Below are 14112 nucleotides of genomic sequence, written 5' to 3'. Positions count from 1 at the left end.
CCTACTTCACTTCTTCCAGTGCCTGATTCAACGGCACGTAAAACTCTTTGAACAACGCGTCGACCGCGTCCTTGGCCTCGGGCGTGACAAACCCGGCCTCCAACACCAGCACCTGATACACCCCGCGCTTGATCGCCTCGGCGCTCAGGTGGGCGGAGTTTTCATTGGTGGTGCACAGGAAGCGCACCCACGACGTGAGAATGATCCACGCGTTAAGGGTCAGGGCTTCGGTCTGGATCGGGTCCATATTGAGGATGCCGGCGTCGACAAACCCCCGGTAGATCGCATTGCCCTGGATCAGGCAGCGCTGGGAAAAACGCCGGTAGCCGGTGGCCAGTTCCGGGTCGCTTTCCAGCAGGTGTTCAAGGTCGCGGTGCAGGAAACGATAGCGCCACATGCCCGCCAGCAAGGCCTGCAAGTAGAAGCGCTTGTCCTGGACGGTGGCGGCGCGCCCCTCGGGTGGGCGCAGGAAACTGTCCACCAGGGCTTCGTATTCGCGAAACAGCACGGCGATGATCGCCTGCTTGTTGGGGAAGTGGTAGTACAGGTTGCCCGGGGAAATTTCCATATGGGCAGCAATATGGTTGGTGCTGATACTGCGCTCGCCCTGCTGGTTAAAAAGCTCCAGGCTGGTTTGCACAATGCGCTCGCTGGTCTTTACTCGTGGTGCCATAGGGGAATCAGCTTCTATACACGTGATGGGGCATCTTACGGCCTATCCCGGCCCGGATAAAACTGCATGTTGCTGCAATGTTATTTGACAATTTAGAGCAATGACTCTAAAAATCCAGGCAGACCAATAACAACCGGGAACTGCGCCATGTCTGCCAACGTTGCCTACCTGCAAGATTCCCAGGCGCTGGAACACCTCCAGGACCTGTTCGACGCCCAACAACGCGCCTACGCGGCCAACCCGATGCCGCCAGCCGGCCAACGCCAGCAATGGCTCAAGGCCCTGCGTGATCTGCTCAGCGACGAACGCCAGGCGTTGATCAACGCCATCAGCCAGGACTTCAGCCACCGCAGTGCCGACGAAACCCTGTTCGCCGAACTGATGCCCAGCCTGCATGGCATTCATTACGCCAGCAAACACCTCAAAGGCTGGATGAAACCTTCGCGCCGCGCTGTAGGCATTGCCTTCCAGCCCGCGTCCGCCAAAGTCATCTACCAACCGCTGGGCGTGGTCGGGGTGATCGTGCCGTGGAACTACCCGCTGTACCTGGCCATTGGCCCGCTGGTCGGGGCGTTGGCGGCGGGCAACCGGGTGATGCTCAAGCTCAGCGAATCCACGCCCGCCACCGGCGAGTTGCTCAAGACATTGCTGGCGAAGATCTTCCCCGAAGACCTGGTGTGCGTGGTGCTCGGCGAGGCCGATATGGGTATCGCGTTTTCCAGGCTGCGCTTCGACCACCTGCTGTTCACCGGCGCCACCAGCATCGGCAAGCATGTGATGCGCGCGGCCGCCGAACACCTCACGCCGGTCACCCTGGAACTGGGCGGCAAGTCGCCGGCCATTGTCTCCGCCGATGTGCCGCTCAAGGACGCCGCCGAACGCATCGCCTTCGGCAAGGCCTTGAACGCCGGGCAAACCTGCGTGGCGCCGGACTACGTGCTGGTGCCAGAAGATCGCGTGGAAGGCTTCGTCGAGGCCTACACCCAAGCGATTCGCGGGTTTTACCCGACCCTGGCCGACAACCCGGACTACACCGCCATCATCAACGAACGGCAATTGGCGCGGCTCAATGCCTACGCCAAGGACGCCACAGACAAAGGCGCCACCCTGATCCCGCTGTTTGATCAGGGCCAGGCACGGCGCATGGCCCACAGCCTGCTGCTGAATGTCAGCGATGACATGACGGTGATGCAGGACGAAATCTTCGGCCCGCTGCTGCCGATCGTGCCGTATCGCGGCCTTGACCAGGCGTTTGCCTACATCAACCAGCGCCCTCGCCCGCTGGCCCTGTATTACTTCGGCTACAACAAGGGCGAACAGAACCGCGTACTCCACGAGACCCATTCCGGCGGTGTGTGCCTGAACGACACCCTGCTGCACGTAGCCCAGGACGACATGCCGTTTGGCGGCATCGGCCCCTCGGGCATGGGCCACTACCACGGCCACGAAGGTTTCCTCACGTTCAGCAAAGCCAAGGGTGTGCTGGTGAAACAGCGCCTGAACGCCGCGAAGTTGATCTACCCGCCTTATGGCAAGGCGATCCAGACGTTGATCCAGAAGCTGTTTATCCGCTGATAACACCACTCTCGGGATAACAATAAAAATGAACCCCAGCCTGACTGAAACACCCGCGCTGTCACGGCGCGGCGTCTTGAAAATCGGCCTGTGCGCCAGCGCCTTCCTGGCCACCGCCGGGCTTGGCGCCAGCCTCAGCGGCTGCTCCAGCAGCACGCCGGCCAGCGGCTTTGTGATGTTGCGCAGCAGCGACCTGCCGTTCCTGCGCGCCGTGATCCCGGTGCTGCTGGAGGGCGTGGCCAGCGCCGAGGCCGTCGCCAGCGGAGTCGAGGACACCCTGAAAAAGCTCGATTTCAGCCTGCAACGCCTGTCGCCGGAGATGTTCAAGCTCACCCAGCAACTGTTTGACGTGCTGGGCATGGGCATCACCCGTGGGCCGCTGACCGGGATCTGGGGCAGCTGGGAAAACGCCAGCAGCGAACAGATCCGCACCTTCCTGCATCGCTGGGAGAACAGCTACCTGAACCTGCTGCGCATGGGCCAGGGTTCGTTGCTCAAGCTGGTGATCATGGCGTGGTACTTCCAGCCAGCGGCCTGGGCCCATTGCGGCTACCCCGGGCCACCCAAGATCTAGCCTTTGATAACCCAATCAAACCTGTGGGAGCTGGCTTGCCTGCGATAGCGGTACATCAGTGAAGGTTGTAGTGGCTGACCCACCGCTATCGCGGGCAAGCCCGCTCCCACATTTAGATTGCAACTCCGTAGCGACCGACACCTATAACAACAAGAGTGCATCCCTATGCCCGTACCCGATCTGTTCCGTGATGGCCTCGCCCGTGGCTGGAAAACCCACAACGGCGCCGCCCTCGACAGCGACCTGACCCTGGAAGCCGACGTCGCCATCATCGGCAGCGGCGCCGGCGGCGGTACCACCGCCGAGATCCTCAGCGCCGCCGGCTACAAGGTGCTGCTGATCGAAGAAGGCCCGCTCAAGACCAGCAGCGACTTCAAGCTGCTGGAAGACGAGGCCTACACCAGCCTGTACCAGGAAGGCATCGGCCGCATGAGCAAGGACGGCGCAATCACCATCCTGCAAGGCCGGGCCGTGGGCGGCACCACGTTGATCAACTGGACGTCGAGCTTTCGCACGCCGGACGCCACCCTTTCCCACTGGGCCAGCGAATACGCGGTGAAGGGCCACAGCAGCGCCGAGATGGCGCCGTGGTTCAAAAAAATGGAGCAACGCCTGGGCATCGCGCCGTGGGCCATGCCGCCCAACCCCAATAACGACGTGATCCGCAAAGGCTGCGAAAAGCTCGGCTACAGCTGGCATGTCATCCCGCGCAACGTGCGTGGCTGCTTCAACCTGGGGTATTGCGGCATGGGTTGCCCGGTCAACGCCAAGCAGTCGATGCTGGTGACCACCATCCCATCCACCCTGGAAGCTGGCGGCGAGTTGCTCTACCTGGCCCGCGCCGAACGCCTGAAATTCAGCGGCGACACCATCAGCAGCCTGGAATGCGTGGCCATGGACGACCTGTGCGTGGCGCCGACCGGCCGCAAGATCACGGTGAAGGCCAAGCACTATGTGCTGTCGGGCGGCGGTATCAACAGCCCGGCACTGCTAATGCGCTCGGATGCCCCCGACCCGCATTCGCGGGTAGGCAAGCGCACTTTTCTGCACTTGGTGAATTTCTCTGCGGGGCTGTTCGACGAAGTGATCAACCCGTTCTACGGCGCGCCGCAGTCGATCTACTCCGACCATTTCCAATGGCAGGACGGCACCACCGGCAAAATGTCGTACAAGCTCGAAGCGCCGCCCCTACATCCGGCGTTGGCCAGCACCCTGCTGGGCGGCTACGGCGAACAGAACGCCCTGGACATGAGCCAATTACCCAACACCCACGCCATGCTGGCGCTGCTGCGGGACGGTTTTCACCCCGACAGCCCCGGTGGCACCGTGGATTTGCGTGGTGACGGCACGCCGGTGCTCGACTATCAGGTCTCGGACTACGCCTGGGACGGCTTGCGCCGGGCCTTCCACAGCATGGCCGAGATCCAGTTCGCGGCGGGCGCCAAGTCGGTCAAGCCGCTGCACCACGATGCGCGCTACGTGAAAACCCTGGGCGAAGCCCGCGCAATGATCGACGACCTGAACCTGGAACTGCACCGCACCTGCCTGGGCAGTGCCCATGTGATGGGCGGTTGCGCCATGGGCGAAGACCCGAAAAATGCGGTGGCCGACAGCCTCGGGCGCCATCATCAATTGCGCAACCTGTCGATCCACGACGGCTCGCTATTCCCCACCAGCATTGGGGCAAACCCGCAATTGTCGGTGTACGGATTGACCGCGCAACTGGCGACCGCGTTGGCCGAACGTCTGAAAACAGCGTGAAAAAACCGCAGATACGCGGCGTCTATCTACATAAGTCGACTTGGCCGACCGGGATGGCTGCGATACCATCCGGTTCCCCAACGGACTCCGCCAGGACGACGCGATGAACCGAGTGTTGTACCCAGGTACCTTCGACCCGATTACCAAAGGCCATGGCGATCTGGTCGAACGCGCCTCGCGCTTGTTCGACCATGTGATCATCGCGGTCGCAGCCAGCCCCAAGAAAAACCCGCTGTTTCCCCTGGAACAGCGCGTGGAACTGGCGCGCGAGGTCACCAAGCACCTGCCCAACGTGGAAGTGGTGGGCTTTTCCACGCTGCTTGCGCACTTCGCCAAAGAGCAGAACGCCAATGTATTCCTGCGCGGCCTGCGCGCGGTGTCGGACTTCGAATACGAATTCCAGCTGGCCAACATGAACCGCCAACTGGCGCCGGACGTGGAAAGCCTGTTCCTCACGCCGTCGGAACGTTATTCGTTCATTTCCTCGACGTTGGTCCGTGAAATCGCCGCTTTGGGCGGAGATATCACCAAGTTCGTCCACCCAGCCGTGGCCGATGCGCTGACGTTGCGCTTCAAGAAGTAAGACCGCTCACTCGGCGCCCGCTCGCACTGCGGGCGCCAATGCGGCACAATTGCGCGCATTAGTTTTCAGATGCCCTGGCTGACAGCCCTGGCAGGAGTTTCCATGTCCCTGATCATCACCGACGATTGCATCAATTGCGACGTCTGCGAACCCGAGTGCCCGAACGCTGCCATTTCCCAAGGTGAAGAGATCTACGTGATCGACCCGAACCTGTGCACGCAGTGTGTCGGCCACTATGACGAACCGCAGTGCCAGCAGGTCTGCCCAGTGGATTGCATTCCGTTGGATGAAGCGCATCCGGAGACGGAAGAGCAGTTGATGGACAAGTACCGCAAGATTACTGGCAAGGCTTAAGGGCCTCATCGCAGGCAAGCCAGCTCCCACACTTGATCGGGTTCACACGGTCAAAATGTGGGAGCTGGCTTGCCTGCGATAGCGATATCAGCCCTCACACAGCAATCAGCTCTGGCACCTAGGGCAAAACACACTCGCCCGCTGCCCCAGCATCACATTGCGCAACTCAGTCCCACAAACCTTGCACGCCTCATTCCCCCGGCCATAAACGAACAGCTCCTGCTGGAAATACCCCGGCTGCCCATCCCCACCGATAAAGTCGCGCAATGTCGTACCGCCCCGCTCGATCGCGGCGGCCAGGATGCGCTTGATCTCAATCGCCAGCTTCAAATAACGCGCCCGCGAAATACCGCCCGCCTCACGCCGCGGGTCGATCCCCGCCGCAAACAGCGCTTCGGTCGCATAGATATTGCCCACGCCCACCACCACCGCGTTGTCCATGATGAACGGCTTCACCGCCATCGAACGGCCACGGGACAGTTTGAACAAACGCTCACCATCAAACAGGTCGGTCAACGGCTCCGGCCCCAGGCGGATCAGCAGTTCGTGGTTGTGCGGGTCCTGGCTCCAGAGCATCGCGCCAAAACGTCGTGGGTCGGTGTAGCGCAGGGCCAGGCCGGATTCGAGTTCGATATCCACATGCTCATGCTTGAGCGCTGGCAGCCCGACCTCCACCAGCCGCAGGTTGCCCGACATGCCCAAATGGCTGATCAGCGTGCCCACTTCGGCGTTGATCAACAGGTACTTGGCCCGCCGCTCCACCAACACGATGCGCTGCCCGGACAGGCGCACATCGAGGTCTTCCGGAATCGGCCAGCGCAGGCGCCGCTCGCGCACGATCACGCGGCTGACGCGTTGGCCTTCCAGGTGCGGAGCAATACCGCGCCGGGTGGTTTCGACTTCGGGCAACTCGGGCATAGGTACCTCGTAAACGGAAGGGTCAGTGTGCGCCCAGTTCGCGGATCGACAACTTCATGCTTTCGAAGTCGTAGTCCGACAGGCCCACGTAGTCCAGCACCAGGTGGCTGATGGCATTCCACTCATGGTCCACCGTCTGGTTGCCCAGCACGCGGTAGGACGAGCAGATGTGCTCGGCCATTTTCAGGATCGCCAGCAGGTTTTTCAGTTGGGAATTGCGCGACGACTCATCGCTGAAGATCGCCAAGGCGTTGTGATGGTTGGCGATGGCGTCGGTCACATGCTGCGGCAGGCGCCAGGACTTGGCGGTGTAGTAGCCCACCACCGCATGGTTGGTATTGAACGCGTTGTTCTCGGTGTCCACCACGCGGCAGTCCGGGCCGGCGCTGGCATAGGCCTCTTCGAGCACCGCCATGTAATTGGGAAAACGCTTGAGCATCAGCGGCACGCCGCAATCGTGGAACAGGCCCAGGGCGTAGGCTTCGTCCACCGCCTGGGCGCCGGTGCGCTTGGCCAGGGTCAGGCAAGTCATGGCCACGTCCTGGGCGGTGTCCCAGAAACGGTTGAGGGTGACGATGGTGTCATCGCTCATCTCGCCCTTGATCGACAACGCGTTGATCAGGTTGATGACCGAACGGCTGCCCAACAGGTTCACTGCGCGCTGGATCGAGGCGATCTTGTTGCTCAAGCCGAAGTACGACGAGTTGACGACCTTCAGCAGTGCACCGGACAGGCCCGGGTCCTGGGCGATCAGCCGGGCGATCACTTCCAGATCCGGGTCAGGCATGTACTGCTCCATCTGCAGATCCACCATGATCTGCGGCTGGGGCGGCACACTGATGCCTTGCAGGGCCTGTTGGATCTGTTCGGCGGATAGCTCTTGGGACATAAGTACTTACTCTGGACTAGGCGGGGATTCTAACCTCTATGGGAACCTGACCGACACCTCAAAAACCCGAACTGAAATAGGATCAAATGTGGGAGCTGGCTTGCCTGCGATAGCCTCACCGCCGTACGTCAGATACACCGCGCCGTCTGCATCGCAGGCAAGCCAGCTCCCACATGAACCGCGCCGCAACAGGTATACTCCCGCTCTTTTTTCCGGAGCGACGTCATGTCCCTGCCAAGCCTGCGTCTCAAAGCCAACGCCGATCGTCGTTTGCGCAACGGCCACCTGTGGGTCTACAGCAACGAAATCGACGTGGCCGCCACCCCACTCCACGGCTTCCAGGCAGGCGACCAGGCTATCCTGGAAGCAGCCGGCGGCAAGACCCTGGGCATCGTGGCCATGAGCCCGAACAACCTGATCTGCGCGCGCCTGCTGTCGCGCGACATCAAGTTGCCGCTGGACAAGTCGCTGCTGGTGCACCGCATCAACGTCGCCCTGTCCCTGCGTGACCGCCTGTTCGACAAGCCGTTCTACCGCCTGGTCTACGGCGATTCCGACCTGTTGCCGGGCCTGGTAGTCGACCGTTTCGGCGACATTCTCGTGGTGCAGATCGCTTCGGCGACCATGGAAGCCCATAAAGCAGACGTGATCGCCGCACTGACCCAAGTGCTCAAGCCGAGCGGCATCCTGTTCAAGAACGACTCCGCCGCACGCGACGCCGAAGGCCTCAACCGCTACGTCGAAACCGTGTTCGGCCTGGTGCCGGAGTGGGTGGCGCTGGAAGAAAACGGCGTGAAATTCGAAGCCCCGGTGATCCAGGGCCAGAAAACCGGCTGGTTCTACGACCACCGCATGAACCGCGCCCGCCTGGCCCCGTATGCCAAAGGCAAACGCGTGCTCGACCTGTACAGCTACATCGGCGGCTGGGGCGTGCAAGCCGCGGCCTTTGGCGCCAGTGAAGTGTTCTGCGTCGACGCCTCCGCCTTTGCCCTCGACGGCGTGGAGCGCAACGCGGCACTGAACGGCGTTGCCGAGAAGATGACCTGCATCGAAGGCGACGTGTTTGAAGCGTTGAAAGAACTGAAAGCCAGCGAAGAACGCTTCGACGTGATCGTCGCCGACCCACCGGCCTTCATCAAACGCAAAAAAGACATGAAGAACGGCGAAGGCGCCTACCGCCGCCTGAACGAGCAAGCCATGCGCCTGCTGAGCAAGGACGGCATCCTGGTCAGCGCTTCGTGCTCCATGCACTTGCCGGAAGACGACCTGCAAAACATCCTGCTGACCAGCGCCCGTCATTTGGACCGCAATATCCAGATGCTGGAACGTGGCGGCCAGGGCCCGGACCATCCGGTGCACCCGGCGATTGCCGAGACGCGCTACATCAAGAGCATTACGTGCCGCCTGCTGCCAAATAGCTAAGTCGCGCACAGTTCAAAATGCTGGCAGGGTCAATGTGGGAGCTGGCTTGCCTGCGATAGCGGTGTATCAGACACACCGCTATCGCAGGCAAGCCAGCTCCCACACTTGTGTGTGGTGTGTCAGGAATTTGGTTGAATTCCATTTCCCGCAGACTAGTATCGGTTTCTGGTTCAACTCCGGAAAACAAAAACAATGTCTGGGCCCACCCTCTCGCGCTTCATCCTCATCACCTGCATCTCCCTGATCAGCTTCTTCCCGATCAATATCCTGCTGCCCTCCTTCCCCGCCCTGTCTGCCCACTTCGATACGCCCACCGCCGACGTCGCGCTGTCCATCAGCCTGTTCACGCTGGTCTTTGCAGTCTCGCAACTGGTGGCCGGCCCGCTGTCGGACAAATGGGGGCGCAAGGAAGTGCTGATCGGCTGCATCAGCCTGTCGATCCTCGGCGCCATCGGTTGCGCCTGGGCGCCGGATTACCTGAGCTTCCTGCTGTTTCGCAGCGTGCAGGCCATGGGCTGTGGGTTTTTCGTCTTGGGCCACGCGCTGGTGGAGGACCTGTTCGACGAACAGGACCGCGCCCGCGTGCGCCTGTATTACATGACCTTGAGCGGCTCGTTTGTCGCGCTGTCACCGCTGATCGGCTCCTGGCTGCAAACCACCTTCGACTGGCAAGGCAGTTTCTACGGCTTTGCCCTGATGGCGCTGGGCATGTTGATCCACGCGGCCTGCATCCTGCCGTCGAAGGCCGCCAGCCCGCAGCGCGCCGCCGTTTCCATCATCGGCACACTGAAAGCCGTCGGCAAAAATCGTGATTTCCTACGCTACTGGTGGATCGCCGCGCTGGTGTTCGCCTGCTACTTCGCGCTGATCAGCGTGACACCGCTGATCTTCATGGACACGCTGAAGCTCTCCGAATACCAATACGCGCTGGTGCTGATGGTGTACGGCGTGGCCTACCTGCTCGGCGGCGTCGCGGCGTCGTATTTGCAGAAGCGCATCACGCTGTCCCGGCAGATCAACATCGGCCTCGGCTTGCTGAGCATCGCCGGGTTACTGCTGACATTGATGGTCAGCCTGCACGCCATCACCACGGTGACCTTGCTGATCCCGATGCTGATCAGCGCGCTGGCCGTGACCTTGGTGCGACCCGCAGCCATTTCCGCGGCGATGCTGCTGTTTTCCAGCAGCGCCGGCACGGCGGCGTCGGCGGGCAACAGCATCATGTTCCTCACCGCCGCCGTCAGCAGCGCGGCGCTGGCCCAGGCGGGCGAACATCTGCTGCTGACCATCGCCCTCAGTTTGATCGTGCTCAGCCTCTGGGGGCTGCTGACCAACCGGCAGACTATGGCTCGCGCATTACCGGCGTGAGCAGCATGTCACTGGTCTGCAATTGCCGATAACGCGGCTTGACCAGCTCGATCCGGCCTATGCGGATGTCGTGGATCAGCGTCTCGGTGTCCACATAACCGTCCGGCAGTTGCGTCCAGACCAACGGGCCGCGATCGTCCCATTTGCCCTTCTCGTCCAGGGCAAAGATGCGCGGTGGCTTGAAGTCGTGGCGGTAGCCGGTGTTCGGAATAGCCAGCACTTCGGGCTGGCCATCCAGGTCGAGGTCCACGGCCCACAACACACAGTTGGTCTCGCACGGTGAGTCGGTGTCCAGGCTCAGCTCGGCAAACTGCTCGCTGCCCTTGGGCTTGGGGCCGATCCATTCCAGTTCGGCCTTGGGCCGCTGGGCGCGTTCCTTGGCGTACTGCTCGCTGAAACTCAGCGCCGTGTCGTCCATCCGCTCACGCAAGACGCGGCGCGAATCCGCGTCGAGAATGCGCTCTTTATCCAGATCGTCCTGCAACTTGGCGTAAGCCTCTTCGCCGGCCTTCTCCAGGCCGAAACGCAGGTAGTGCGCATCAAAGGCCTCGGCCTTGGTGCGCCCGTCGAGCAAGCGTTGCACCTGATCATTCACACTGATCTGTACCGGGTTGAGCAGCGGCGTGTTGATCAACACCACCAGCGCACAAAACAGCAACGCCAGTGCCGGGTTGGTCACGCGCAAGTTGCCCAGCCACACAGGCGAACGCAGCACCACCGCCCACACCGCCGCCAGGCCGTACAAACCGCACAACAACGCCGCCGCCAACGCGATGAAGCGCTGCGGCGACAAGGCATATTGCTCGACCCGCAGCCAGCTCGAATAAAACGCCAGCGCCGCAAGGACCGGCAGGCACAACAGGCTCAGCTCGATAAAGCGCGTCAGCCACTGGGGATAGGGCCGAGGCTGCCGGCCATCCTGGAACACGCCATTGAGCAGGAACAACTGCGCCCCGGCCAACACCAGCAGAATCGGCGTGGAGTAGCCCGTGGCCCAGATCCGCCCGAGCCCGGTGAACGGCAGGGCCAAGGTAAACAGCACACTGATCAACGCGATCAACGGCAGCAACAAACCACAGGCGCTGAGCAGCATGCTGCGCATCTGGCCGATAACCTTTTCGCTGCGCGCCGCCAGGTACATGCCGAGTGCGAACACCAGCGGCAGGGCGAAACACAGGAACAACTCACTCCAGAAGTGCCGCTCGAAAAACTCGATGCCCAACATCAGGAACAGGCGGCTCCACAGTTTGAGCAAGGCCATGAACAGCCCCACCAGGATCAGCGCGTAGAGCACGATGAACACGCTGTTCCAGGCTTGCTGGAACAGGTCTTCATAGCGCCAGCGCTGGCCTTTGGCCGAGGGCCAGGCGAACAGGAAGCTGGCGCAGACGTAACTCAGCACCACCACGCTGATAAACCACGAGTTGATCGCCCAACGCTTGTCGCCGATATGCTCGACGCCATAACACACCCACAGCGTCATGCCGCCCATCAGCAGGGTGAACACCAGCGTCGGCAACAACGAACGCCAGTGTCGGGCTTTTTCCCCGAGCAACTGCAAGGTGGTGCCGCCTACCAGGACCAGGGTGTAGGTGACAAAAAACAGCGCTTCGTTTACGCGATAAAGCTGGTCGGAATAATAGAAGGCGATTCCCTGGACCAGGCCGATCAGCAGGTAGAACCCAAGAAAACGATTGAGACCGGGCATTCCAGTTCCTTTGGAGTGGGGGGGAGGGCAAAAGGCCGCCAGTCTAAACAAAGCCACAGGCCCTGTAATGCCCCGTTCCCTCCAGCCGCCAGCGGTGTAGAATCGGCCCTATTCATCGCCAGTCATCCCCCGGCGGGTTTATGAGCTCAAGGCCAATGCGCACGGCGATCCCGTAACGTTTGCGGCAACTTCCGGACACACGGCCATTTTTCGGGTGTTCCAGACGTCAATAGAAGCTCACTCCCCTTTGATACCGATTAGCCGCCCGGAGTGCTCCATGCCAGATTACCGCTCGAAAACATCCACCCACGGCCGCAACATGGCCGGCGCCCGCGCACTGTGGCGTGCCACGGGGATGAAAGATGACGACTTCAAGAAGCCGATCATCGCGATTGCCAACTCGTTCACCCAATTCGTACCGGGCCACGTCCACCTCAAGGACCTGGGCCAACTGGTCGCCCGCGAGATCGAACGCGCTGGCGGTGTAGCGAAAGAATTCAACACTATCGCCGTGGACGACGGCATCGCCATGGGCCATGACGGCATGCTGTATTCCCTGCCGAGCCGCGAGATCATCGCCGACTCCGTGGAGTACATGGTCAACGCCCACTGCGCCGACGCCATCGTCTGCATCTCCAACTGCGACAAGATCACCCCCGGCATGCTGATGGCCTCCCTGCGCCTGAACATCCCGGTGATCTTCGTCTCCGGCGGCCCGATGGAAGCCGGCAAGACCAAACTGGCCTCCCACGGCCTCGACCTGGTGGACGCCATGGTCATCGCCGCCGATTCCAGCGCTTCTGACGAGAAAGTCGCGGAATACGAGCGCAGCGCATGCCCAACCTGCGGTTCGTGCTCCGGCATGTTCACCGCCAACTCGATGAACTGCCTGGTGGAAGCCCTGGGCCTGGCCTTGCCGGGCAACGGTTCCACCCTCGCCACCCACAGCGACCGCGAGCAGCTGTTCCTGCAGGCTGGCCGCACCATCGTCGAGCTGTGCAAGCGTTACTACCACGACAACGATGAGTCGGTGCTGCCGCGCAACATCGCCAACTTCAAGGCGTTCGAAAACGCCATGACCCTGGATATCGCCATGGGCGGTTCCACCAACACCATCCTGCACTTGCTGGCTGCGGCCCAGGAAGCCGAGATCGATTTCGACCTGCGCGACATCGACCGCCTGTCCCGCAACGTGCCGCAACTGTGCAAAGTCGCGCCAAACATCCAGAAGTACCACATGGAAGACGTGCACCGCGCCGGCGGGATCTTCTCGATCCTCGGCTCCCTGGCCCGTGGCGGCCTGCTGCACACCGACCTGCCAACCGTGCACAGCAAGACCCTCGCTGAAGGCATCGCCAAATGGGACATCACCCAGACTGACGACGAAGCCGTGCATCATTTCTTCAAGGCAGGCCCGGCCGGCATCCCGACGCAAACCGCGTTCAGCCAGTCGACCCGTTGGGACACCCTGGACGACGACCGTGAAAACGGCTGCATCCGCAGTGTCGAGCACGCCTACTCGCAAGAAGGCGGCCTGGCCGTGCTGTACGGCAACATCGCCCTCGACGGCTGTGTGGTGAAAACCGCCGGTGTGGATGAATCCATCCACGTCTTCGAAGGCCGCGCCAAGATCTACGAAAGCCAGGACAGCTCGGTTCGCGGCATCCTCGCCGACGAAGTGAAAGAAGGCGACATCGTGATCATCCGCTACGAAGGCCCGAAAGGCGGCCCGGGTATGCAGGAGATGCTCTACCCGACGTCGTACCTGAAGTCCAAAGGCCTGGGCAAAGCCTGCGCCTTGCTGACCGACGGCCGTTTCTCCGGCGGCACCTCGGGCCTGTCCATCGGCCACGCTTCGCCAGAAGCCGCTGCCGGTGGCGCGATTGGCCTGGTGCAGGATGGCGACAAGGTGCTGATCGACATTCCGAACCGTTCGATCAACCTGTTGGTCAGCGATGAAGAACTGGCCGCGCGCCGGGTCGAGCAGGACAAGAAGGGTTGGAAGCCGGTGGAGAAGCGTCCGCGCAAAGTCACCACCGCGCTGAAAGCCTACGCCCTGCTGGCTACCAGCGCCGACAAGGGTGCTGTGCGTAACAAGGCGATGCTTGACGGCCTGTAAGCCCCGCCCATAAAAAATGCCCCGCCAAGTGCGGGGCATTTTTTTGCCTGGCCCAACCCCCAACAACAATGAGGATCAAACTGTGGGAGCTGGCTTGCCTGCGATAGCGGTGGGTCAGCCAACACATGTATCGCCTGACACTCCGCCATCGCGGGCAAGCCCGCTCCC

At 61.7% G+C, this 14112-nt stretch carries 12 protein-coding genes; 8 read left to right on the top strand and 4 right to left on the bottom strand.

Translation table 11 applies throughout. The features are described from left to right. Position 1: 1 nt before the first annotated feature. On the bottom strand, positions 2–673 hold the full coding sequence (locus J1G37_RS05465; protein WP_017734772.1) for a TetR/AcrR family transcriptional regulator: 672 nt from the start codon (positions 671–673) through the stop codon (positions 2–4). A 147-nt stretch (positions 674–820) separates the two neighbouring features. Here J1G37_RS05465 and J1G37_RS05460 point away from each other — a divergent pair, with 147 nt between their 5' ends. The 5 genes from J1G37_RS05460 (at position 821) to J1G37_RS05440 (ending at position 5520) form a co-directional block, all read left to right on the top strand. Further along, the gene (locus J1G37_RS05460; RefSeq protein ID WP_124526775.1) at positions 821–2248 is read left to right on the top strand and encodes a coniferyl aldehyde dehydrogenase; all 1428 of its coding nucleotides are present in this window, start codon (positions 821–823) and stop codon (positions 2246–2248) included. 28 nt (positions 2249–2276) lie between these two features. After that, a complete protein-coding gene (locus J1G37_RS05455) occupies positions 2277–2822 on the top strand; it encodes a twin-arginine translocation pathway signal protein (RefSeq protein WP_207040454.1) in 546 nt (181 codons plus the stop codon). Positions 2823–2987: 165 nt separating this feature from the next. Then, complete coding sequence (locus J1G37_RS05450) at positions 2988–4583, top strand: GMC family oxidoreductase (protein WP_207040453.1); 1596 nt, start codon at positions 2988–2990, stop codon at positions 4581–4583. A 103-nt stretch (positions 4584–4686) separates the two neighbouring features. Continuing rightward, on the top strand, positions 4687–5166 hold the full coding sequence (gene coaD / locus J1G37_RS05445) for a pantetheine-phosphate adenylyltransferase (RefSeq protein ID WP_003176711.1): 480 nt from the start codon (positions 4687–4689) through the stop codon (positions 5164–5166). 102 nt (positions 5167–5268) lie between these two features. Further along, complete coding sequence (locus J1G37_RS05440; protein ID WP_017734768.1) at positions 5269–5520, top strand: YfhL family 4Fe-4S dicluster ferredoxin; 252 nt, start codon at positions 5269–5271, stop codon at positions 5518–5520. Between the two features lie 105 nt (positions 5521–5625). Here the strand turns inward: J1G37_RS05440 and mutM are convergent, their stop codons facing one another. Together mutM and J1G37_RS05430 are read right to left on the bottom strand one after the other, a co-directional pair. Continuing rightward, positions 5626–6438 (bottom strand): bifunctional DNA-formamidopyrimidine glycosylase/DNA-(apurinic or apyrimidinic site) lyase, encoded by an 813-nt coding sequence (mutM, locus tag J1G37_RS05435; RefSeq protein WP_207040452.1) that lies wholly within the window; start codon positions 6436–6438, stop codon positions 5626–5628. A 22-nt stretch (positions 6439–6460) separates the two neighbouring features. Continuing rightward, positions 6461–7273, bottom strand: a complete 813-nt coding sequence (locus J1G37_RS05430; protein ID WP_207040532.1) for an HDOD domain-containing protein — start codon at positions 7271–7273, stop codon at positions 6461–6463. Positions 7274–7552: 279 nt separating this feature from the next. On the opposite strand from J1G37_RS05430, the gene J1G37_RS05425 reads away from it, so the two are divergent. Next, on the top strand, positions 7553–8749 hold the full coding sequence (locus J1G37_RS05425; protein ID WP_017734765.1) for a class I SAM-dependent rRNA methyltransferase: 1197 nt from the start codon (positions 7553–7555) through the stop codon (positions 8747–8749). 192 nt (positions 8750–8941) lie between these two features. Continuing rightward, positions 8942–10117, top strand: coding sequence for an MFS transporter (locus J1G37_RS05420; RefSeq protein ID WP_207040451.1), 1176 nt, complete (start codon positions 8942–8944; stop codon positions 10115–10117). Here J1G37_RS05420 and J1G37_RS05415 read toward each other — a convergent pair. Next, positions 10092–11825: a DUF4153 domain-containing protein gene (locus J1G37_RS05415; protein ID WP_207040450.1), complete on the bottom strand. Its 1734-nt coding sequence runs from the start codon at positions 11823–11825 to the stop codon at positions 10092–10094. The two genes, J1G37_RS05420 and J1G37_RS05415, sit on opposite strands and share 26 nt — an antisense overlap. A gap of 277 nt (positions 11826–12102) precedes the next feature. Here J1G37_RS05415 and ilvD point away from each other — a divergent pair, with 277 nt between their 5' ends. Beyond that, positions 12103–13944, top strand: a complete 1842-nt coding sequence (gene ilvD, locus J1G37_RS05410; RefSeq protein WP_207040449.1) for a dihydroxy-acid dehydratase — start codon at positions 12103–12105, stop codon at positions 13942–13944. Positions 13945–14112: the final 168 nt, after the last annotated feature.

Source organism: Pseudomonas sp. Marseille-Q1929 (assembly GCF_017316265.1).
GTDB lineage: Bacteria > Pseudomonadota > Gammaproteobacteria > Pseudomonadales > Pseudomonadaceae > Aquipseudomonas.
The sequence above is the reverse complement of the archived record's forward strand: the minus strand, read 5'-3'. Positions and strand labels throughout refer to the sequence as shown.

Coding starts and splice junctions, on each gene's coding strand:
- J1G37_RS05455 (WP_207040454.1), top strand. CDS start 2,277: ATGAACCCCAGCCTGACTGAAACACCCGCGCTGTCACGGCGCGGCGTC.
- coaD (WP_003176711.1), top strand. CDS start 4,687: ATGAACCGAGTGTTGTACCCAGGTACCTTCGACCCGATTACCAAAGGC.
- J1G37_RS05450 (WP_207040453.1), top strand. CDS start 2,988: ATGCCCGTACCCGATCTGTTCCGTGATGGCCTCGCCCGTGGCTGGAAA.
- J1G37_RS05460 (WP_124526775.1), top strand. CDS start 821: ATGTCTGCCAACGTTGCCTACCTGCAAGATTCCCAGGCGCTGGAACAC.
- J1G37_RS05415 (WP_207040450.1), bottom strand. CDS start 11,825: ATGCCCGGTCTCAATCGTTTTCTTGGGTTCTACCTGCTGATCGGCCTG.
- J1G37_RS05465 (WP_017734772.1), bottom strand. CDS start 673: ATGGCACCACGAGTAAAGACCAGCGAGCGCATTGTGCAAACCAGCCTG.
- ilvD (WP_207040449.1), top strand. CDS start 12,103: ATGCCAGATTACCGCTCGAAAACATCCACCCACGGCCGCAACATGGCC.
- mutM (WP_207040452.1), bottom strand. CDS start 6,438: ATGCCCGAGTTGCCCGAAGTCGAAACCACCCGGCGCGGTATTGCTCCG.
- J1G37_RS05425 (WP_017734765.1), top strand. CDS start 7,553: ATGTCCCTGCCAAGCCTGCGTCTCAAAGCCAACGCCGATCGTCGTTTG.
- J1G37_RS05420 (WP_207040451.1), top strand. CDS start 8,942: ATGTCTGGGCCCACCCTCTCGCGCTTCATCCTCATCACCTGCATCTCC.
- J1G37_RS05440 (WP_017734768.1), top strand. CDS start 5,269: ATGTCCCTGATCATCACCGACGATTGCATCAATTGCGACGTCTGCGAA.